The 19,895-nt window shown below is 46.6% G+C and carries 18 protein-coding genes and 1 pseudogene; 10 read left to right on the top strand and 9 right to left on the bottom strand.

The window, feature by feature from the left end:
• The first annotated feature begins 68 nt into the window (after positions 1 to 68).
• The gene (locus AMBT_RS20780) at positions 69 to 356 is read left to right on the top strand and encodes a transposase (protein ID WP_013786636.1); all 288 of its coding nucleotides are present in this window, start codon (positions 69 to 71) and stop codon (positions 354 to 356) included.
• A 32-nt stretch (positions 357 to 388) separates the two neighbouring features.
• Positions 389 to 622 carry an IS3 family transposase gene (locus AMBT_RS23215; protein WP_013786635.1) on the top strand — a complete coding sequence of 78 codons (234 nt, stop codon included), beginning with the start codon at positions 389 to 391 and terminating at the stop codon, positions 620 to 622.
• 420 nt (positions 623 to 1,042) lie between these two features.
• On the opposite strand, the gene AMBT_RS20770 is transcribed toward AMBT_RS23215, so the two are convergent.
• Both AMBT_RS20770 and AMBT_RS20765 read right to left on the bottom strand, forming a co-directional pair.
• Positions 1,043 to 1,948, bottom strand: a complete 906-nt coding sequence (locus AMBT_RS20770) for a phosphoribulokinase (RefSeq protein ID WP_013786634.1) — start codon at positions 1,946 to 1,948, stop codon at positions 1,043 to 1,045.
• A gap of 106 nt (positions 1,949 to 2,054) precedes the next feature.
• Entirely contained in the window at positions 2,055 to 3,011 is a 957-nt protein-coding gene (locus AMBT_RS20765) for an ion transporter (protein WP_013786633.1), read from the bottom strand.
• Positions 3,012 to 3,101: 90 nt separating this feature from the next.
• Here AMBT_RS20765 and AMBT_RS20760 point away from each other — a divergent pair, with 90 nt between their 5' ends.
• On the top strand, positions 3,102 to 3,848 hold the full coding sequence (locus tag AMBT_RS20760) for a sugar-binding protein (RefSeq protein ID WP_013786632.1): 747 nt from the start codon (positions 3,102 to 3,104) through the stop codon (positions 3,846 to 3,848).
• Positions 3,849 to 3,967: 119 nt separating this feature from the next.
• On the opposite strand, the gene purD is transcribed toward AMBT_RS20760, so the two are convergent.
• The 6 genes from purD to prmA all read right to left on the bottom strand — a co-directional run bounded on the left by purD (position 3,968) and on the right by prmA (position 11,076).
• Entirely contained in the window at positions 3,968 to 5,281 is a 1,314-nt protein-coding gene (gene purD, locus AMBT_RS20755; protein ID WP_013786631.1) for a phosphoribosylamine--glycine ligase, read from the bottom strand.
• Between the two features lie 41 nt (positions 5,282 to 5,322).
• Positions 5,323 to 6,138: a class I SAM-dependent methyltransferase gene (locus tag AMBT_RS20750; RefSeq protein WP_013786630.1), complete on the bottom strand. Its 816-nt coding sequence runs from the start codon at positions 6,136 to 6,138 to the stop codon at positions 5,323 to 5,325.
• Between the two features lie 818 nt (positions 6,139 to 6,956).
• Entirely contained in the window at positions 6,957 to 8,555 is a 1,599-nt protein-coding gene (purH, locus tag AMBT_RS20745; RefSeq protein ID WP_013786629.1) for a bifunctional phosphoribosylaminoimidazolecarboxamide formyltransferase/IMP cyclohydrolase, read from the bottom strand.
• A gap of 81 nt (positions 8,556 to 8,636) precedes the next feature.
• Positions 8,637 to 8,930: a DNA-binding transcriptional regulator Fis gene (gene fis, locus AMBT_RS20740; RefSeq protein WP_012520109.1), complete on the bottom strand. Its 294-nt coding sequence runs from the start codon at positions 8,928 to 8,930 to the stop codon at positions 8,637 to 8,639.
• A 30-nt stretch (positions 8,931 to 8,960) separates the two neighbouring features.
• Positions 8,961 to 9,959, bottom strand: a complete 999-nt coding sequence (gene dusB, locus AMBT_RS20735) for a tRNA dihydrouridine synthase DusB (protein ID WP_013786628.1) — start codon at positions 9,957 to 9,959, stop codon at positions 8,961 to 8,963.
• Positions 9,960 to 10,194: 235 nt separating this feature from the next.
• The gene (gene prmA, locus AMBT_RS20730; RefSeq protein ID WP_013786627.1) at positions 10,195 to 11,076 is read right to left on the bottom strand and encodes a 50S ribosomal protein L11 methyltransferase; all 882 of its coding nucleotides are present in this window, start codon (positions 11,074 to 11,076) and stop codon (positions 10,195 to 10,197) included.
• A 351-nt stretch (positions 11,077 to 11,427) separates the two neighbouring features.
• On the opposite strand from prmA, the gene AMBT_RS20725 reads away from it, so the two are divergent.
• The 3 genes and pseudogenes from AMBT_RS20725 (at position 11,428) to istB (ending at position 15,322) form a co-directional block, all read left to right on the top strand.
• The gene (locus AMBT_RS20725; protein WP_232363161.1) at positions 11,428 to 12,120 is read left to right on the top strand and encodes a substrate-binding periplasmic protein; all 693 of its coding nucleotides are present in this window, start codon (positions 11,428 to 11,430) and stop codon (positions 12,118 to 12,120) included.
• An 863-nt stretch (positions 12,121 to 12,983) separates the two neighbouring features.
• Positions 12,984 to 14,529 (top strand): annotated as a pseudogene (gene istA / locus AMBT_RS20720) (IS21 family transposase).
• Between the two features lie 28 nt (positions 14,530 to 14,557).
• The gene (istB, locus tag AMBT_RS20715) at positions 14,558 to 15,322 is read left to right on the top strand and encodes an IS21-like element ISShfr5 family helper ATPase IstB (RefSeq protein WP_013782552.1); all 765 of its coding nucleotides are present in this window, start codon (positions 14,558 to 14,560) and stop codon (positions 15,320 to 15,322) included.
• 132 nt (positions 15,323 to 15,454) lie between these two features.
• Here the strand turns inward: istB and AMBT_RS20710 are convergent, their stop codons facing one another.
• Entirely contained in the window at positions 15,455 to 16,345 is an 891-nt protein-coding gene (locus AMBT_RS20710; protein WP_232363241.1) for a LysR family transcriptional regulator, read from the bottom strand.
• A gap of 133 nt (positions 16,346 to 16,478) precedes the next feature.
• Between AMBT_RS20710 and AMBT_RS20705 the strand changes: the two genes are divergently transcribed.
• The 4 genes from AMBT_RS20705 (at position 16,479) to AMBT_RS20690 (ending at position 19,778) form a co-directional block, all read left to right on the top strand.
• Positions 16,479 to 17,306, top strand: a complete 828-nt coding sequence (locus tag AMBT_RS20705) for a DODA-type extradiol aromatic ring-opening family dioxygenase (protein WP_306305700.1) — start codon at positions 16,479 to 16,481, stop codon at positions 17,304 to 17,306.
• 42 nt (positions 17,307 to 17,348) lie between these two features.
• Positions 17,349 to 18,146, top strand: a complete 798-nt coding sequence (locus AMBT_RS20700) for an SDR family NAD(P)-dependent oxidoreductase (RefSeq protein WP_007105034.1) — start codon at positions 17,349 to 17,351, stop codon at positions 18,144 to 18,146.
• Positions 18,147 to 18,209: 63 nt separating this feature from the next.
• Positions 18,210 to 19,160: an aldo/keto reductase gene (locus AMBT_RS20695; RefSeq protein WP_007105033.1), complete on the top strand. Its 951-nt coding sequence runs from the start codon at positions 18,210 to 18,212 to the stop codon at positions 19,158 to 19,160.
• Between the two features lie 18 nt (positions 19,161 to 19,178).
• Positions 19,179 to 19,778 (top strand): cytochrome b, encoded by a 600-nt coding sequence (locus AMBT_RS20690; RefSeq protein WP_013786621.1) that lies wholly within the window; start codon positions 19,179 to 19,181, stop codon positions 19,776 to 19,778.
• Positions 19,779 to 19,895 lie beyond the last annotated feature (117 nt).

The following is a 19,895-nucleotide window of genomic DNA, read 5'->3' as shown; positions in this document are numbered from 1 at the left end:
GGTTGTGAATCGACCAGACTTCTCTAGACACTTAATTGCTTTATAACTATGTGTACTAAGGAGAAAAGATGTCTCAGCGATTTACAGAAGAATTTAAAATACAAGCCGTCAAACAAGTTACCGACCAAGGTTATTCGGTGGCAAGCGTTTCTGAGAGGCTGGGAGTGACTAGCAGTTCGCTGTATAACTGGATAAAAGCCTACGGCCCAGAGAGTGAAGAACATAGGCAGTCTCAAGAACAATCCGACCGAATTAAGCAGCTAGAGAAAGAACATAAACGCGTAACAATGGAACGCGACATCCTAAAGGAAACCATATTTTTCGCGGGCGAGTCAAAGAAAAATACGCGTTCATAAAAGCTAGGCTCAAGAATTACCCAATAAAACTAATGTGTGAAGCACTTTTAATACAACGAAGTGGCTTCTACGCATGGGTGGATAAACCGAAATCAAAGCGACAGTTAGAAGATGAGCGCCTGATGGGGTTAATTAAGCATTCTTGGCTAGAAAGTGGCTGTGTCTATGGGTATAGAAAAGTCACGAGTGACCTTAAGGATTTAGGCGAAGCTTGCAGCAAACATCGCGTAGCTAAATTGATTCGATTACATCGAAATGTTTTATAACTCTAGACGGAAGCATGGTGAAGCGAATAATATGCCTTCACTGGCTTATGAAAAGCTAGAAGAATTCAAACGAAAATCTGTCTAGTAAAGTCTGGTCGATTCACTTGTTAATTTTGAGCAACAACATAAATAAGTGAAGTTATGAATAACGCTTTGAATTTAATTGTTTTAATAGCATTTATATCTTTAATATAAAATTAAAGCAGGCAAGAGATGGCGTTTGAGGAATAAATATCAAAAAGAATTTGGTACGTTCTAAGTAACCATTTTAGTGCAATGTTGATAAGGAAAAATAGCATTTAAAATTCAAGAATTAATACTTTAGTCTAATTTCTTGTGTTATCTAAAATAATTAAATAAGGCTTCCTAGAAAGCCTGTTTTGAAATTTTTTAATGTTATATAAAATCTGTTAGAACTAATTATTCTTGAGAATTCAACCAATCCATTTGGTGGCCAGCACGACGCTTTCTATTTAGAATATCTTCCAATAGTGGAGTAAGAATAAGCTCCATGGCTAACCCCATTTTACCGCCAGGTACTACGAGTGTATTAATACGCGACATAAACGCGCCATCAATCATTTGCAGTAAATAAGGATAGTCAACATGCTTCATTTCACGCCTGAAGCGAACCACAACAAAACTTTCATCTTGCGTAGGGATTTCACGAGCACTGAAAGGGTTTGAGGTGTCTACAGTAGGTACACGTTGAAAGTTAACATGGGTTTGAGAGAACTGGGGCGTGATGTATTGGAAATAATCATCTAGCCCACGCACGATGCTACTCATTACCGCTTCACGTGAATGGCCTCGGTCGGTGGTATCGCGCACAATTTTTTGAATCCACTCAAGGTTTACAATAGGCACCATGCCTACCAATAAATCCACATGCTTGGCTACATCATTTTCTTCGGTCTTTACGCCGCCATGCAAGCCTTCATAAAACAGTAAGTCGGTATTTTGTGGTAAATCTTGCCATGGGGTAAAGGTGCCCGGCATTTGATTAAAAGGCACGGCTTCATCAAAGGTGTGCAGGTACTGGCGGAACTGGCCTGAACCCGAGCTTCCGTATTCTCTAAAGAGGGTTTCGAGTAATTCGAAATCGTTGGCCTTCGGGCCAAAGTAACTAATATGTCGGCCCTGTTCTTGGGCTTTGCGAATTTCCACTTCCATTTCCGGGCGAGTAAATCGGTGGAAACTGTCGCCGCCAACCACTGCTGCGTTCACATTTAAGTTTCTGAAAATGTGGCGTATAGCATTGGTTGTCGTGGTTGTTCCTGCCCCTGACGAACCGGTAATGGCAATAATTGGATGTTTTACAGACATAGAAATTCGTTTGAGAAATGACGGGTACTAGTTATAAGCCCACTGTCACCATTAATCAAGAGTTAGACTTAAGTAAGGGGTCGAGTGAGCAATTACCCAGCATATTTTAGCTATCTTTTTCACGGCTGTCGTTTTTATGATGATGTTGCAGTAAGCGAATGATTAGTCGAGCTTCTTCTTCATCTAAATCAAGTAGTGCTCGCATTCGCTCCAAGTGATTAGCATCGTGGTCGCTAAATTTCCCATCTTCCAATGCCGTACGAACGGTTTCTTTAAAGCGGTCTCTTTTTAACTGCATTTGAGCGGTAAAACTAGACGACAAAATACCTGCTGGAAGGGCATAAAAGCAGATGCCTAAAATGGTGATTAAACCACCAAAAAGTTTGCCCCCAGGCGTGATGGGAACAATGTCACCATAGCCCACAGTAGTGAGTGTTACCACTGCCCACCATAGTGAAGCAGGTATACTGCTGAATGCCTCAGGCTGCGCAGTGTGTTCAATGTAATAAATGCAGGTGGCAGCAATAACGGTAAACAACATCAGCACGCTGAGTGCGGCAATTAATGCATGAGACTCGTTTCTTATGGCAGTAATCAGCGTTTGCATCGAGCGCGAGTAGCGCCCAAGTTTTAATATTCGCAGCACTCTGAATACCCGTAATATCCGTAAATCTAGGGTAACAAACATGCTTAGGTAGAAAGGTAATATGGCAAGCAAATCAATCAGCGCCATAGGACTTTTAAGATAGTACCAGCGCTTTTGCCAAGGCGTATGCAATTGAACGTCTTTTGACGATGCTAGTGCCGAAGGCGGTGCTGCGCCACTACTCCAAATACGAAGTATGTACTCAAGGGTAAAAAGGCAGACAGAAATCACTTCAATAATGTGTAACTCTGTACCCCATTGTGAAGAGGTACCCGGCACGGTAGATAGCATCATAGTAGCGATATTAATCACAATGACAGTCACGAGTATCACATCAAAGTACTTACTTGTTTTGTGATGTGATTGAGCATCTTTATAAGAAGCTAAAATATTGTAGCAAGTGGTCTGAAGTGACATAAATGCCTTTGCGTTACAGGTGCAGTTTAATACTCTACCAAGAATCGGCAGGTAAGCAAAAATACACCGTTAATAAAATAAGGATTAACTATGAAAGCATGTCATTGGCTGGCAGTGGTAATGTGTACAGCTACGGTAAGTGTAAATGCAGATGAAGCACTGCATACCGAAGCTGCACCCACTATTGATGGGATAGCGAACGAGGCACTTTGGCAAGGGGATGATTGGTATCCTATGAATGAAGTGATCATTGGTGATACACCCTCTGCCAGTGATTTTACAGGAAAGTATAAACTTCGCTGGAACGAAGATGCCCTGTATTTGTTGGCTGAAATTCGAGATGACCATTTATCTGACACCTATGCCTCGCCCATAGAGCGTTATTGGGATGACGATTGTTTAGAGATATTCATTGATGCAGACGGCTCAGGTGGCGACCACTTCAACAACTACAATGCTTTTGCATACCACTTAGCGTTAGACAACCAAGTGGCGGATATCGGCCCAAGCATGGCAACAGAAAATAAGGGTGAAGCTGTGCCACAGCTTTATAACGACCATGTTGATAGTGCGTGGAAACGCCAATCAGACGCCCCGTTTGTGGTGCATTGGGAAACCGCAATAAAAGTGTATGCTGATGATTATGTGCACGGTGAATCCAACACCCCTGTAACGCTTAAAAAGGGCATGAAGCTAGGTTTTATGCTGGCTTACTGTGATGCCGACGGAGGCGATAGAGAGCACTTCATGGGGTCTCACCCTATAATCCCAATAGACGGGGATAAAAACCAAGGATACAAAGATGCGTCTGTATTTGATGTGCTTGAGTTAAAGTAAGCACGGGTTAATACAAACAAAAACGCCGCCGAAGTATAATTAGCTTAGGCGGCGTTTACATGAGCTTTTACTCAGCGTTTCTCTTAACAAGAGATTAAATAAGAGGCTCAATAAGACATCTACATGGCATCTATAAGCGCTTCGTCGGCACTAGACTCACGGGCAATGGCACGGTAGCCAATGTCGGTGCGAAAATACGCGTCTTTGAACTGAATTGCATTTACAAGCTCATACGCTTTTTGCTGCGCTTCAGTCACGTTATTACCCATGGCAGTGGCGCACAATACGCGGCCACCGTTAGTCACCACTTTGCCGTCTTCTAGTGACGTACCGGCGTGAAAAACTTTGCCGTCTAATTCGGCTGCATGCTCAAAGCCAGTAATTTCATCGCCTTTATCATAACTACCAGGGTAACCACCTGCCGCAAGAACCACGCCGATGGCGGCACGTTCATCAAACTCAATCGTTTGGCTATCAAGCTCGCCCTTACAGGCCGCTTGGCACAAAGCGACAATATCAGATTGTAAACGCAGCATAATAGGCTGGGTTTCTGGGTCGCCAAAGCGGCAGTTATATTCAATCACTTTGGGCGTACCATCGGCCATAATCATTAAACCAGCGTACAAGAAACCCATGTAAGGATTACCTTCTGACGCCATGCCTTCAACCGTTGGCATAATCACTTCTTTCATCACGCGATCGTGAATTTCTTGTGTTACCACTGGGGCAGGAGAGTATGCACCCATACCACCTGTATTAGGGCCTTTGTCGCCATTTGCGGCGCGCTTATGGTCTTGGCTTGTGGCAAAAGGAAGCACGCTTTTACCGTCTACCATAACGATAAACGAGGCTTCTTCACCATCTAAGAATTCTTCTACTACAACGCGGCTACCAGCTTCACCAAAGGCATTACCTGCTAGCATGTCGCGAATGGCATCTTCTGCTTCTTGTAGCGTCATCGCTACAATTACGCCTTTACCTGCTGCTAGGCCGTCTGCCTTAATTACAATAGGCGCGCCTTTTTCACGCACGTAAGCGATGGCTGGGTCAATTTCAGTAAAGTTCTGATATTCAGCGGTAGGAATATTATGGCGAGCTAGAAAATCTTTAGTAAAGGCTTTAGACCCTTCAAGCTGCGCGGCAGCTTGTGTAGGGCCAAATATCATTAAGCCTTCGTTAGTGAACGCATCTACCACACCTGCAACCAACGGCGCTTCTGGGCCAACAATGGTTAATTCAACATCGTTACCTTTAGCAAAAGACAGTAAACCAAGAATATCGTTTACATCAATTGCTACGTTTTCTAGCTTAGGTTCTATTGCGGTTCCAGCATTACCAGGGGCAACAAACACTGTTGAAACATCAGAAGATTGCGCTGCTTTGTAAGCTAGCGCATGCTCGCGGCCACCGCCGCCAATTACAAGTACGTTCATTAACTATTCCGTTTTAAGGTTTTGGTTTTACGACTTAGGTTTTATAAACTAGGCTTTTTAAACTTAAGCGTCATGCGATTACTCTCGCCAATGGCAAGGTACTTCTCACGATCTTGATCTTTTAATTTGAGGCTAGGAGGAAGCGTCCATACACCGCGCGGGTGGTCGGCTGTATCTTTAGAGTTTGCATTGATGTCACTAGCTTCTTCAAGCTCAAAGCCCGCTTTCTCGGCTGCAGCAACAACGAAAGAACGCTTCATATAGCCACTTTTCTTCATCGCTGCATCGTCAGCAGATTCAGGGAGTTCATGTTCTACCACACCTAGCACGCCACCAGGTTTAAGGGCTTTAAAGAAAGCACCAAATGCGTTGTCGATGCCTTCTTCACCTTGGCCCATGTACCAGTTATGAATATTACGGAAAGTAAGTACCACATCGGCACTACCAGGCTCTGCAATATCAAGGGCTTTGGTTGGGTGAAAAGCAGTGACTTTTACACCTTGATAAGGCGCGCTGTCTTTTACTTTTTGATTGAAGTTTTCTAGCGACTTACGGTAATAATCGTTGGTCGACTCGTCAACGAAGAAGTGAGCAGCAATGTACTGACCTTCTTTTTGAACCAAAGGCGCAATAATGTCGGCATACCAGCCGCCACCTGGTGAAATTTCAACTACTGTCATGTCTGGCTTAACGCCAAAGAATCGTAATGTTTGCTGAGGATTACGGAATTCATCACGTACTTTGGCTTGTGCTGAGCGGTGTTCGCTCATGGCTGCATCTGATATAGCATCGGCGCTAGCATAGGTTGCTGACATGCCAAGCGTGGCTGCGAGTACTAATTTGGCTAACTTCTTCATTGTTATTTCCTTATTATCATCGAGGGTAACGGCGATTACGTTAACTGCTAATACTGATAAACACCAGTTTCAGATTAAGCTTAACAACAAACTATGACACCTACCCGACACCCAACATGCTAAATCTGTACTCTGCCGTTTTGCTTTTTCTTGCTTCAGAGCTGAGAGTGAGAGTAGAAGGCATTCAAAACACGCGGTAAACCCATCCATGGGCACTCTGCCACAGCATCCATGCTGTGGAAGGTTTTGAATGCCTTCTACTCTCACTCCTATCAACCGGCGTCATGCTTATTAAGTACGAGATCAGTTTGCATTTAAACACGCGGTAAACCCATCCATGGGCGCTCTGCCACAGCATCCATGCTGTGGAAGGTTTTGAATGCCTTCTACTCTCACTCCTATCAACCGGCGTCATGCTTATTAAGTACGAGATCAGTTTGCATTTAAACACGCGGCAGACTCATCCATGGGCGCTCTGCTAAAGCATCCATGCTGTGAAGGTTTTGAATGCCTTCTGCTCTCACTCCTATCAACCGGCGTCATGCCTATTGGATTGTGAGTTTTAGCGTGTTCCGCACTTTTATTCAATGGCAACTGTAGAGCCTAGCTATCAAAAGAGGGGAAGTGAATGCCAGTACTAAACCCTCTGCGGCAAGGATGCCATAGGTAACCCTTCACCCATCTCTAACCAGCTATCTGTTTCCAAAGCACGGCACGCAATAAGCTAGCAAGATGTAGTAGTGAGTACGAGGGCGGAGCCCCCATGGACGGGTTTACGGCGTGCTCCAAACTCGTACTCGCTTACTGCATCATCTATTTTAATGGCGGAAGTGGCGCATGCCAGTGAACACCATGGCGATGCCGTGTTCGTCGGCTGCATCAATCACTTCTTGGTCGCGCATTGAGCCACCAGGCTGAATAACGGCTTTAATGCCAGCTTCTGCGGCAGCATCAATGCCATCGCGGAATGGGAAGAAAGCGTCAGATGCCATTACAGAGCCTGCTACTTCTAGGTTTTCATCAGCGGCCTTAATACCTGCAATTTTTGCAGAATATACGCGGCTCATTTGACCTGCGCCCACACCCACTGTCATACCGTCTTTACAATATACAATGGCGTTAGATTTTACGTATTTGGCAACTTTCCAGCAGAACATCAAATCACGAAGTTCGTCATCTGAAGGCTTAAGTTTGGTGACTACTTGAAGGTCTTCCATTTCAACCATGCCAAAGTCGCGCTCTTGAACTAGCAGCCCGCCGTTAACACGTTTGAAGTCGTAACCGTCTGTTAGTTGACCAGCCCAATCACCACACGCTAATAAGCGTACGTTTTTCTTTGTGCTGACAATGTCTTTTGCTTCGTCGCTAACGATAGGTGCAATAATCACTTCTACGAACTGACGATCCACAATCGCTTGTGCCGTTTTCGCATCTAACTCGCGGTTAAACGCAATAATGCCGCCAAACGCAGAGGTTGGGTCGGTTTTAAACGCGCGGTCGTAGGCAGACAAAATGTCTTCGCCAATAGCTACACCACAAGGGTTAGCGTGCTTAACAATAACGCAAGCTGGCTCTTCGAATTCTTTAACGCATTCTAGGGCAGAGTCGGTGTCGGCAATGTTATTGAACGACAATTCTTTACCTTGAAGCTGAGTGGCCGTAGACACTGACGCTTCTTGAATATCGTTTTCAACGTAGAAAGCAGCGCTTTGATGGCTGTTTTCACCGTAACGCAAATCTTGTTTCTTGCTAACCTGAACGTTGAATGTACGTGGGAATTCGCTGTGCTCATGTCCGCAGTCGTCTTCGCAATCGGTAGCATCAATACGTGCGCCAAAGTAGTTAGCAATCATGCCGTCGTATTCAGCAGTATGCTCAAACGCTTTAATCGCTAGGTCGAAGCGGGTTTTGTAAGTCAGTGAACCTTCGTTTGTTTCCATTTCAGCTAGAACGCGGCCGTAGTCGGCAGCTTTAACAACAATGGTTACATCTTTATGGTTTTTAGCCGCAGCGCGAACCATGGTAGGGCCGCCAATATCGATATTTTCAATAGCGTCTTCTAACGTGCAATCGTCGTTAGCCACTGTTGCAGCAAATGGGTAAAGGTTCACTACCACCAAATCGATTGGAGCAATGTTGTTTTCGACCATTACCGCTTCATCAATACCACGTCGAGCCAAAATGCCGCCATGAATTTTAGGGTGAAGGGTTTTTACACGGCCAGCCATAATTTCTGGGTGACCTGTGTGGTCAGACACTTCTGTTACTGGCAAGCCAGCTTCAGCGATGAGTTTAGCAGTACCGCCCGTCGACAGAAGTTCCACCCCAGCGTTATGCAGCGCGGTGGCGAAATCGAGGATACCGGTTTTATCAGAGACACTTAATAGAGCACGTTTAATGGGTTTTGGTGTTTGCATAAAATATAAGCTTCAAAGTTAAGAGTGGTGAAACAAAAAGAGCACCTGTAGGTGCTCTTCGGTGGGCTAGGCCCGGTGATTTTAGTTCATGCCGTACTGCTTCAGCTTTTTGCGAAGCGTGCCACGGTTGATTCCCATCATAATGGCAGCGCGGGTTTGGTTGCCGCGGGTGTAAGTCATAACTTCTTCCAGCAGCGGGGCCTCAACTTCGGCCAGTACCATTTCGTATAAATTATCGATGTTGGCGTTGTCCAGTTGCTTCAAGTATTTATTAACCGCTTGCTTTACTGAGTCACGAAGTGGCTTTTGTGCTTGCGTCTGAGAAGGCGTAGTTACTGTAGTAGTAAAAGGTGAAGTCACGTTTTGATCGAACATAATACTGTCTTGCTCTTAAGTTAGTCATTACTATGCTGCAGGAGAAATCTGTCGGGTTTCTCGATTCTGCAGCGCTTCAAAATAAGCGTTTAGTGCTTCAAGTTGCGCTGACGCATCCTCGATAGCGTTGAACGATTTACGAAATTGACGATCCGTATCGTGTTCCGAGAGATACCAGCCCACATGCTTGCGGGCAATTCTTACACCGGCGACTTCACCGTAGAAGCTTTGTACATTAGCGACGTGCTCGTGCAAAATCTCATACTGTTCAGACAATGGTGGTGGCTTTAGGTTCTCGCCAGTTTCTAGGTAATGCAGGATCTCTTTAAAAATCCAAGGATTGCCTTGAGCACCGCGACCTATCATCACACCATCTGCACCGGTACAATTCAGTACCTGTTGTGCTTTTTCAGGAGAGGTAATATCTCCGTTGGCAATTACGGGTATCGAAATTGCCTCCTTTATACGACGGATAGTGTCAAACTCCGCCTCTCCTTTGTACATACAAGCTCGCGTTCTACCGTGAACAGCCAGTGACTGTATGCCGTTTTGCTCAGCAATGCGGGCTATCTCAACCCCATTGCGGTTATCGGTATTCCAGCCGGTACGAATTTTAAGTGTTACAGGAACATCTACAGCATTAACCACTGCTTTAATGATTGATTCCACCGTGCTCGGGTACTGAAGCAACGCGGAACCTGCCAGTTTCTTATTCACCTTTTTGGCTGGACAACCCATGTTGATATCGATGATTTGCGCACCGTTCTCAACATTAAATTGTGCCGCTTGGGCCATAAGCTCTGGATCAGCACCTGCAATCTGTACAGAACGAATACCTTCTTCGCCCTCATGATTCATTCGTGCTTGTGATTTTGCGGTATTCCATACCTTTGGATTGCTTGAAAGCATTTCCGACACCACAAGCCCCGCACCCATACGTTTACATAGTTGACGAAATGGACGGTCAGTCACGCCAGCCATTGGAGCCAGCATCAAATTGTTATCTAACGTATAGGAACCAATTCGCATATTTCGCCATCTAGAACTGCACAGAATTTATACACCCGGCTAAAACGGGGCGCTAAGTGTACGTGTTTTCGCAATACTTGAAAAGGCTAAAAATCACACAAAATTTCACTCTATGGGCTTGACAGTGAAAAAAAACTGTAACATTAGCCATCTATCACCGTTTTGCAGAGTGAATTTTAATCAAATCTCTCAAAGGCCGCGAATTGAAAGGCATTGAAAGACAAAAAATTTACATTTAGGCGAGTTTTTTACCAGACACTCGCGCCCATTCTCCATCAATCGCGCTCTCATCAAGGGCAAAATCGCGGGTGTAGGCAGCTTCAATTTTGGTTACTTGTTCAGCAAGAATGCCGGAAAGGACGAGTAAGCCCGACGGTTTACAGTAAGATGAAATAACATCTTGAAGCTCTAGAAGTGGGCCAGATAATATATTCGCCATTACTACATCGGCCTCTAGCGTGGGTTGGTCAGCCGGCAGATAAACATCAAGCCTGTCTTCAACGCCGTTACGGCGGGCATTTTCTTGTGTGGCTTGAAGCGCTTGTGGGTCGATATCAATGGCGACGACTCGCTTAGCGCCTAATTTAAGTGCCGCTAGGGCTAAAATGCCTGAACCACAACCAAAATCCACAACCACTTTATTAGCAACGTCGATACCGTCTAACCAACGTAAGCACAGGGCAGTTGTAGGGTGAGTACCCGTTCCAAAGGCAAGGCCTGGGTCTAGCATCACGTTAACGGCATTAGGGTCTGGCACATCACGCCAGCTCGGGCAAATCCATAAGCGGGTACCAAATTGCATAGGGTGGAAATTATCCATCCACTCACGTTCCCAGTCTTTGTCTTCAAGTGGCTCTAGTTTGTATTTAAAATCTGAACCTAGAATGCGCGCTTTGCCTAATCGTTTAATGATGGCTTTCATGTCATCGGTGGCTTCAAACAAGCCCACCACTTGCGTGTCGGGCCACAGCATAATTTCACCAGGCTTAGGCTCGTACATAGGCGTGTCTTTCGCATCTACATAGGTTACCGCTTGCGAACCGTTAGCGCTTAGCATATCGCCAATTGATTCAGCGTATTCTGAGGAGGTATTTATTCGTAACTGTAGCCAGGCCATATTCAAACATGTTCAAAGGGTTTGGCCATATTGTACCGCTTGGCTAGTTAAAGCGAAATCATAATGCTGGTAGCAACCCGTCAATTTCCCGTTCGTTTTCCCGCTTTACACAATAATTTTATGTAAAAGTGCCTTTTTTCATCAAACTTAAGTCTACATTTAACTTTTATTAGCCATTGTTTTTAAAGGGTTTATATAATGGTTAAGTCTTTTGGAGAATGGTTATTTATTGGCAAGTGTTTATAGTTAATAGGTGTTCCATTACTATTTCACCTTATGCACTATATTGTCGTACTTTTTATTATTTTGTTCTCTTCCAACGCCGCATTTGCAAAGCAAATTGAGGTGGTCGTGGGCTGGACAAAACCTCCCTATGTTATCTCAGAGCAAGATTCCGGCTTTGAGTTAGAACTCGTGCGGGCAATATTGCTTGAAATGGGGCATGACATGGCGCCGATTTACGTTCCTTTTGGACGCACCGCCAGCATAATGAAAAAGGGGGAGGTGGATATTGGACTAACCTTAAATCCAGGTCACGATATTGACCCCGCTATTCTGACTGATGCATACGTTTATTATCAAAATGTTGCAGTAAGCCGCACTGACAGAAACTTTGAAATTCACGAAATACAAGACTTAGTCGGGCATAGCGTGATTGCTTTTCAAACGGCAATATCGGTATTGGGTGAAGAGTTTAAAGACACGTTAGCCCATCAAAAAAACTATATGGAGCTTGCACAACAAGACCGGCAGGTTAGTTTGCTACTGCTTGGCAGCGTAGATGTGGCTGTGATGGATAGAAACATTTTTCAATACGTTAAACATCAGCTGCCTGTCGAAAAGCAACACGACACAACAATACACGAGCTGTTTCCCGTTTCCGCCTACAGTGCGGCTATTTCTGACGAGAAACTAAGAAACCAGTTTAATGAAGTATTGGCGCTATTCATAAAAGACGGCCGGTACCAGTCTTTACTTGATCAATTTGGTCTATTTAATTTTATTGAAGATCAGCCCATGCAACCGGCTAAAAAGTTGAATTAAGCTAAGATGAGTTTTTGAGTCTTGTGGCCTACCACTTCTAACGTACTACCCTTTTCCTTCAAATTTTTAACCTAATGTCTCTGTCCGAAACGCTTATTTCTAGCGTTTATCGCTTTTTTTGTGTCTTCATGGGTCGTGTTTGCCGAATAAAATGATACTTTGAACCTAGTTACTCACATGTTGCGTAGAAGCTGTAACTACGAATGACCCAATTATGGACATGACTTTAAACTGAGCATAACAGGGCTTTCACTATATGGCCTCGTGTCCATGGCGAACGTCGATATAAGGCCCTCTTCATACACTTTTTTGTCCATGCCATTGATGGATTGGTATTTCGTACCCCAAAAACGTAGCCCACTATTGCGGTCTAAAGGCACTGCCTGTTAGAACCATCAATTGACAGCTACGAGGAAAATAAAATGTCCGGGCCTAAACAAAAGGAAACACTCAATGGACTTATGGCCTCGATCCCATTTCGGTTCCGCAAATGAGATTTTCCTTGTTGACGACAATATTTGAACAACCATTGGTTTCGGGATCTTAAAAAAGCAGATGGAAAAGGAGAAGGTGGCCGCGATCCAGAAGCCGACATAAAGCTTTTGGCCTGGAGCGGGCTAACTTCGAACTAAGCCTGACTGTTGGTGCATATTCTCATGCATCGCGATCACCTAATACCATCTAAGCCGATCACCTAATACTATCCATCGCGATCACTCAATACCATCGATGCAGATCACTTTTTGGTCAAAATGGTATTGAGTGATCGGCTTGAATGGTATCGTTCAATTTATACTCATTTTTGTCTATCCAGTAGGTGTTTTTAACCGTTATCCTTTTCATTTTTGATGATGAGAATAACCATGCCAACGGCACCTATTTCAATGCGTAAACTTAAAGAGATTTTAAGACTAAAATACGACTGTAAACTCAGTCATCGAAAGATAGCAAACAGCTTATCTATTTCACCTTCAATTGTTTCTAAATATGCCTGTAAATCAGCAGAGTTAGGTATCACTTGCTGGCCACTTGATGAAAATGGGATGATCATTCTCTGCAACGAGCATTCTTCAAAACAAAGCCCCGACTAAAAGGCTTTAGTATTCCTGACTGGTTGTTAGTTCAGCAGGAGCTGCGACCCAAAACCATGACGCTATTGCTGCTTTGGCAAGAATACAAAGAGCGACACGAGGAAGGATTTTACAGTTACACCCACTTCTGCCGACAGTACAAGGCATGGCTTAAATGTCAAAAACCGTCCATGCGACAAAACCATAAAGCAGGTGAAAAACTGTTTGTTGATTACTGCGGCCCAACTATGAATATTGTTGATGCTAGTACAGGTGAATACCGTACAGCTCAAGTGTTTGTCGCAGTTATGGGCGCATCTAATTATACGTATGCGGAGGCAACGTATAGCCAAAAGCTAGAAGATTGGGTGATGAGTCATGCTCGTTGTTTTGAGTTTCTTGGTGGTGTGCCAGAGCTGGTAATCCCTGACAACTTAAAAAGTGCGGTAACTAAACCTTGTCGATATGAGCCTGATTTAAATCCAACCTACCAACAATTGGCGACACACTACAATACGGTCATTGTGCCTGCTAGACCTTATAAGCCCAAGGATAAAGCCAAAGCAGAAGTGGGTGTGCAAATTGTCGAACGCTGGATAATGGCACGGCTTCGCAATGAAAGCTTCTTTAGCTTGCGCCAATTAAACCTAAAGATACAAAAACTGCTTGTCGACTTAAACCAGCGGAAAATGAAGAAGCACCCTGGTTCAAGGCTCAGTCAGTTTGAATCCATTGATAAACCTGCTCTCAAACCACTACCCACACAGGCTTACAGTTACACCTTAGTCAAACAAGTAAGCGTGCATATTGATTATCATGTCGAAGTTGAAAAACACTACTACTCAGTACCTCATACCTTGATCAAACAAAAGCTTGAAGCCCATGCCACAGGTCAACTGGTGACACTTTACCATCAGGGTGTTCAAGTAGCCGTTCATCCAAGATCACACCGAGAAGGTGCACACACTACGCTTGATCTACATATGCCAATAGCTCATCAAAAGCAGCAGCAATGGACACCACAACGGTTCGAGCGTTGGGCAGCTAAGTTCGGTGGTTCAACGGAGCAGTTTGTTATGCAATTGATGCAAGACTAAAAAGCATCCAGAACAAAGCTACCGTGCTTGTATGGGGTTATTAAGCCTAGGTAAGAAGTTTACTGACCAACGTCTTGAAGCAGCCTGTCATCGCGCATTAGCCACAGGTGTTACTCGCGTAAAACAAGTAAAAAACATTTTTAGAAAAGGGCTTGGATAAGCAACCCTTGCCACAAGCTCAAGGTGATTTACTACAAGATATTGATCATAAAAATATCCGCGGCAACAACTATTACCATTAATCAAAACTAACAAACCAAAGGAAATCTTATGCAAAATATCAATCAACAAGTCAATAACCAGTTAAGTAACTTAAAGCTAAGCGGTATACGTGATGCACTATTGCAGCAATATGAGCAACCCAATCTATACGTAGAACAAAGTTTCGAAGAGCGGCTAAGTTTATTGCTTGAGCATGAAATAACACAGCGTGACCAGCGTAAAATTGATCGCTTAACTCGTCAAGCAAAGTTCAGAGTTGGCGGCACACTGGCTCAACTAAACTATGGCGCAGCACGACAACTCGATAAAACTCAGATCCGTTCATTAGCACAAGGTGAATGGCTTCGCCTTCATCAAAACATCTTGATCACGGGCGCAACGGGGTGTGGCAAAACTTACCTCGCTTGCGCGCTTGGTCAAAACCACTGCCAACAAGGGAGTAGCGTTTATTATTTTAGGCTTAAAGAGCTATTAGAAAAGATGTTCTTAGCGCAAGCCGATGGTAGTTATCGAAAACTGATCAACAAGCTTAGCTCTGCCAATTTACTGATCCTAGATGATTGGGGATTAGAGCCATTAACAGCTCAACAACGCAGTGATTTACTGGAATTAATTGATGCGAGATATGACACAAAATCGACCTTAATTGCCAGCCAATTACCGATAGAAAATTGGTATGAAATGATCGGAGAATCGACACATGCTGATGCGATCCTAGATCGGCTTGTTCACGGAGCAATAAAGTTGGAATTAAAAGGCGAATCGATGCGAAAAAAACTAAATTCCTTGACTGATGGCGATCACTCAAGTTAGATTTTACTAAGGTCTACTGGCAGACAAAAAAGTGATCGGCTTGAATAGTATTGACCGATCGGCTTCATGGTATTACGCAGTTGGAACAGTTTACAGGTGTAGAGAGGGGGCCTTGGTAAGAAAGGATAAAATTTACGACGGTCTACATGGCGAATTCTCAAAAACCTCAACCAAATAGTCGATCATCGCTCTTACTTTGAGGGGTAACCGACGATCCGGCGCGAACAGCACATGCAGGCCGCCGAGATCCAGTGGAGGGTGATCCAATTCGAAAGCAACCAGAGCGCCACTGGCCAATGCCTCGGACACGATAAAGTTGGGCTGATATATGATCCCTTGGCCCTTAACGGCGGCAGCAAGAAGTGCGTCGCCATTGTTGGACATGAGGTTGCCTGTTACGGGCACCTGGATCTTACCATCTTGGCCGAATGCCCAGGTGCCGCCGCGTTGCGCTGAGGAAAGGCTGTAGCTCAGGCAATTGTGGTTTGAGAGCTCGGCAACACGGTTAGGGGTTCCATGTTTTTTCAGATACTCAGGCGAGGCACAAAGTCGCATCGGGCAATTGCCGAGACGGCGGGCCCTGAGGTCGCTGTCAGCGAGGTGTCCGATGCGGACAGTCAGGTCCCAGCTCTCTTTCAGCAGATCCTGTTGAGTGTCGCTCAGGCCAAGATCCACCTCCACCAGTGGGTAACGATGGGTGAATTCCGGTATTAACGGTGCAATGAAGCGTGTGCCAAAGGATAGCGGTGCATTCAGACGTAATCGACCCATGGCCTGATGCTGCTGGGAAGATACTTCGGACTCCGCTTCTTCAAGATCCTGAAGAATGCGCTGACAGGCCTGCAGGTATTCCCGTCCGGCATCTGTCAGTGATAACTGTCGAGTGGTGCGATGAAGCAGTTTCGTGCCGAGCCTGGTTTCCAGTGAATCCACATGTTTTGTGGCCATTGCCGGCGACATGTTCAGCTCCCGGCCGGCGGCAGACAGACTACCTCTGGACGCTGCCTGAACGAATACCTGCATGCTTGTGTATCGGTCCAGCATTTTATTTCCTACCTTTAGTTAAAACAGTTCCTTTTTTAAGTCCGTTCTCCTTTCCTGAGTATCAGTATAACCTGTTCATTGTGATATCTGAACTATTCAAACCTATGGAGGTATGTCGATGTCCACGCAGCCAAGAGTGCCTACCAGACAACCGGTATTTTTTATTCCCCACGGCGCTGGCCCTTGTTTCTTTATGGACTGGAGTCCCCGCAATACGTGGGACGGTATGGCCGACTTTCTTCGAAGCGTCATCGGGCGTTTGCCAGAAAAGCCGACGGCCATCCTCCTGGTATCCGCCCACTGGCGCACTCAAGAGTTTAGTGTGACCGCCGGCAGCCAGCCCGATCTCATTTATGACTATTTCGGTTTTCCGGACCACACCTATAAATTGACTTATCCGGCTCCAGGAGCGCCGGCATTGGCGCATCGCGTGAGTCGTCTACTGGTTGGGGCACAACAGAACACCCTGGAGGATTCCGGGCGTGGGTTTGATCACGGTATGTTTATTCCGCTCAAGGTGATGTTCCCCGAGGCAGACATTCCTGTGGTTCAGCTGTCGTTACGGCAGGACCTGGACCCCGAAGCACACCTGCAGGCAGGCAGAGCTCTGGCGCCACTGCGTGACGAAGGTGTGCTGATTCTCGGCAGTGGCATGAGCTTCCACAACATGCGTGGCTACGGCGACAAGCGGTTTACACCGCTCTCCGAGGCGTTCGATGACTGGCTGACGGACACTGTCGAAGGTGACTCCGGAATTCGTTATCAGCGATTGAGGAAATGGGTTCAGGCACCCCACGCCCTCGATTGTCATCCGCATGGAGACGAGGAACACCTGATTCCATTGCTCGTGGCAGCGGGTGCAGCGGGCGAGGAGCCCGGCAAGAAGGTTTATTCCGAACGGGTGATGGAAACCCAGTTATCAGCGTTTCAATTTGGTTGAGTGGGTGACGTCCCCTCAAAAATCAATGGCAAGAGGAATTAAATGATGAAAATTGAACTCACGGGCAAACAGTCGTTGGTCACCGGCTCTACCGCGGGCATCGGTTTGGCCATTGCCCAGGGGCTGGCCGAGGCCGGTGCCTCGGTAACTATCGTGGGTCGTGACCAGGCCAAAGTGGATAAGGCGCTGGCCGAGATAGCCAATGCCAGCGGTCGGGACGATGCAAAAGGCATTATCGCGGACCCGGGTACCGCGGAAGGTTGCCGGACCATCATCGAACAGCTGCCCGAGGTGGATGTTCTGGTCAACAACCTGGGTATTTATGGCGGCGTTCCATTCTTCGATATCGACGATGCTGCCTGGGAAGAGATTTTCCAGGTCAATGTGATGAGCGGTGTTCGACTTGCCCGGCATTACGCAACTGGCATGAAGGCTCGGGGCTGGGGGCGTATCCAGTTCATCTCTAGTGAATCGGCGTTGAATATTCCATCGGAGATGGTGCACTACGGGGTGAGCAAGGCGGCGCTTCAAGGTGTATCCCGGGGTCTCGCCAAGGTTCTTGCCGGAACCGGTGTGACCGTGAACAGCATCCTTCCCGGTCCGACCCGTACTGAAGGAGCCAAAGCCATGATGGCTGACCTGGCGGCTGAGCGGGGAGTCTCCCCGGAAGCAATGGAAACCCTGTTCCTGGACGAAAACCGGCCTTCCACGCTGCTCCGACGTTTTGCCGAACCGGAAGAGGTCGCCAGCCTCTGTGTCTACGCTGCGTCTCCCCAGGCCAGTGCCACCACAGGCGCCGCCCTGCGTGTTGAAGGTGGCATTGTGGAAAGCATTGCCTGAAATCGCCGGCCGGGACCACCCGGCCGACTCACCCACTGACAGTTGTTTTTTGAGGGAGGCATCATGAGTCTTCAGAAGAAACCCCTTGGGAAGTCCGGTTTGGAGATAGCCCCACTGGTATTTGGCGGAAACGTGTTTGGCTGGACAGCCGATGATAACCGCTCTTTTCAGCTACTCGATCGGTTTGTGGAGCAGGGCTTCAGCGCCATTGACACGGCCGACGTATATTCTGCGTGGGCACCGGGCCTTGAAGGTGGCGAGTCGGAGGCAGTTATCGGACGATGGCTGAAAAAGCGGGGACGTCGTGATGACGTCATTCTCATGAGCAAAGTCGGTATGCTGGAGCGTCGTAAAGGGCTATCTGCAGCCAACATCGAAGCTGCAATTGAGGATTCCCTGTCACGTCTGGGCACCGATTACCTCGATGTATACTTCGCCCACATTGATGATCAGGAAGTCCCCTTGGAGGAAACATTGGGCGCGTTTGACCGGCTGATCAAGGCCGGTAAGGTGCGGGCCATCGGCGCCTCCAATTATTCGTCCGATCGATTGGAACAGGCGCTGGCCGTGTCTCGTGATCATGGGTTCGCGCGCTATGAGCTGATCCAGCCCCTCTACAACCTGCATGACCGGGCCGATTTCGAGTCGTCGCTGGCGAAAGTCGCCAGCGAGCACAATCTTGGCGTGGTGAGCTACTTTTCTCTGGCCAGTGGATTCCTGACTGGCAAATACGCTCAGCTTTCAGACCTGGAAGGCAACCCTCGGGCTGACTTTCTCAACGGTTATTTCAGCGATCGTGGTCAGCGCATTCTGGATACCCTGATGGCCGTTTCGCAGGAGGCTTCAGCAAAACCATCCCAAGTGGCACTGGCCTGGCTGCTCCACCAGCCAGAACTGACCGCACCGATTGTCAGTGCAACATCGCTGTCTCAACTGGATGAGATATTGGCTTCGGTGAAATTGTCACTACCGGAAGAGATGCTTTCCAGGCTGGACGCCGCCAGTAGGCAGTGATATGAAGATGAGGCTGGAATGAGTGTGCATTCTGGCTTCATCCTCTTTGGTAACACCTTCAATGGTAATGAAACCCGCAATACGGAGAACCCAATCATGATCCACGATTCTCGTGAGCGGTATGGCGCTCTCACCAAACTGCTGCACTGGTCGATGGCCCTACTGGTGTTCTGGCAACTGCTCAAGTTTGGTGATCGAATCTTCGACGGAGAACACTGGGTCGGACAAACGCTGGTGCCCTGGCATGTCTCTATAGGTTCGCTGATGTTGCTGCTGATTCTGGTACGCTTGGCCTGGGCCGCTGGCCAGCGTCATCAGCGCCCGCAGCAAGATCCGGCGCAGGCTCTGCTGGTCAAGGCCGGTCATGGGGCGTTGTATCTTGGCCTGTTGCTGATGCCGATAACCGGGGTAATGGTCATGCTGGGTGGTGGCCACGGGATTACGGCTTTCGGTATCGAGCTTTTTGCTGAAGGCGAGGAAATTGCCTGGGCCCAAGCCCTGGGACAGCTCCATTCGCCAATCGCATGGATTTTGACCGTTTTGATTGTTGGTCATATTGGTATGGCACTGATTCATCACTTCGTGAAAAGAGACGATACGCTTAAACGTATGGTGTGATGAGGCAATCTCCAAAACCAAAAATTCTCGTTATTTCGCGACTTGATTGCGGAAACTCCGAATAGATCAATGAGGCAAACGGTTATTAGGCTAACTATATCTTAAGCTATCCAATTT

The sequence above is a fragment of the Alteromonas naphthalenivorans genome, assembly GCF_000213655.1.
GTDB lineage: Bacteria > Pseudomonadota > Gammaproteobacteria > Enterobacterales > Alteromonadaceae > Alteromonas > Alteromonas naphthalenivorans.
The sequence above is the reverse complement of the archived record's forward strand: the minus strand, read 5'-3'. Positions and strand labels throughout refer to the sequence as shown.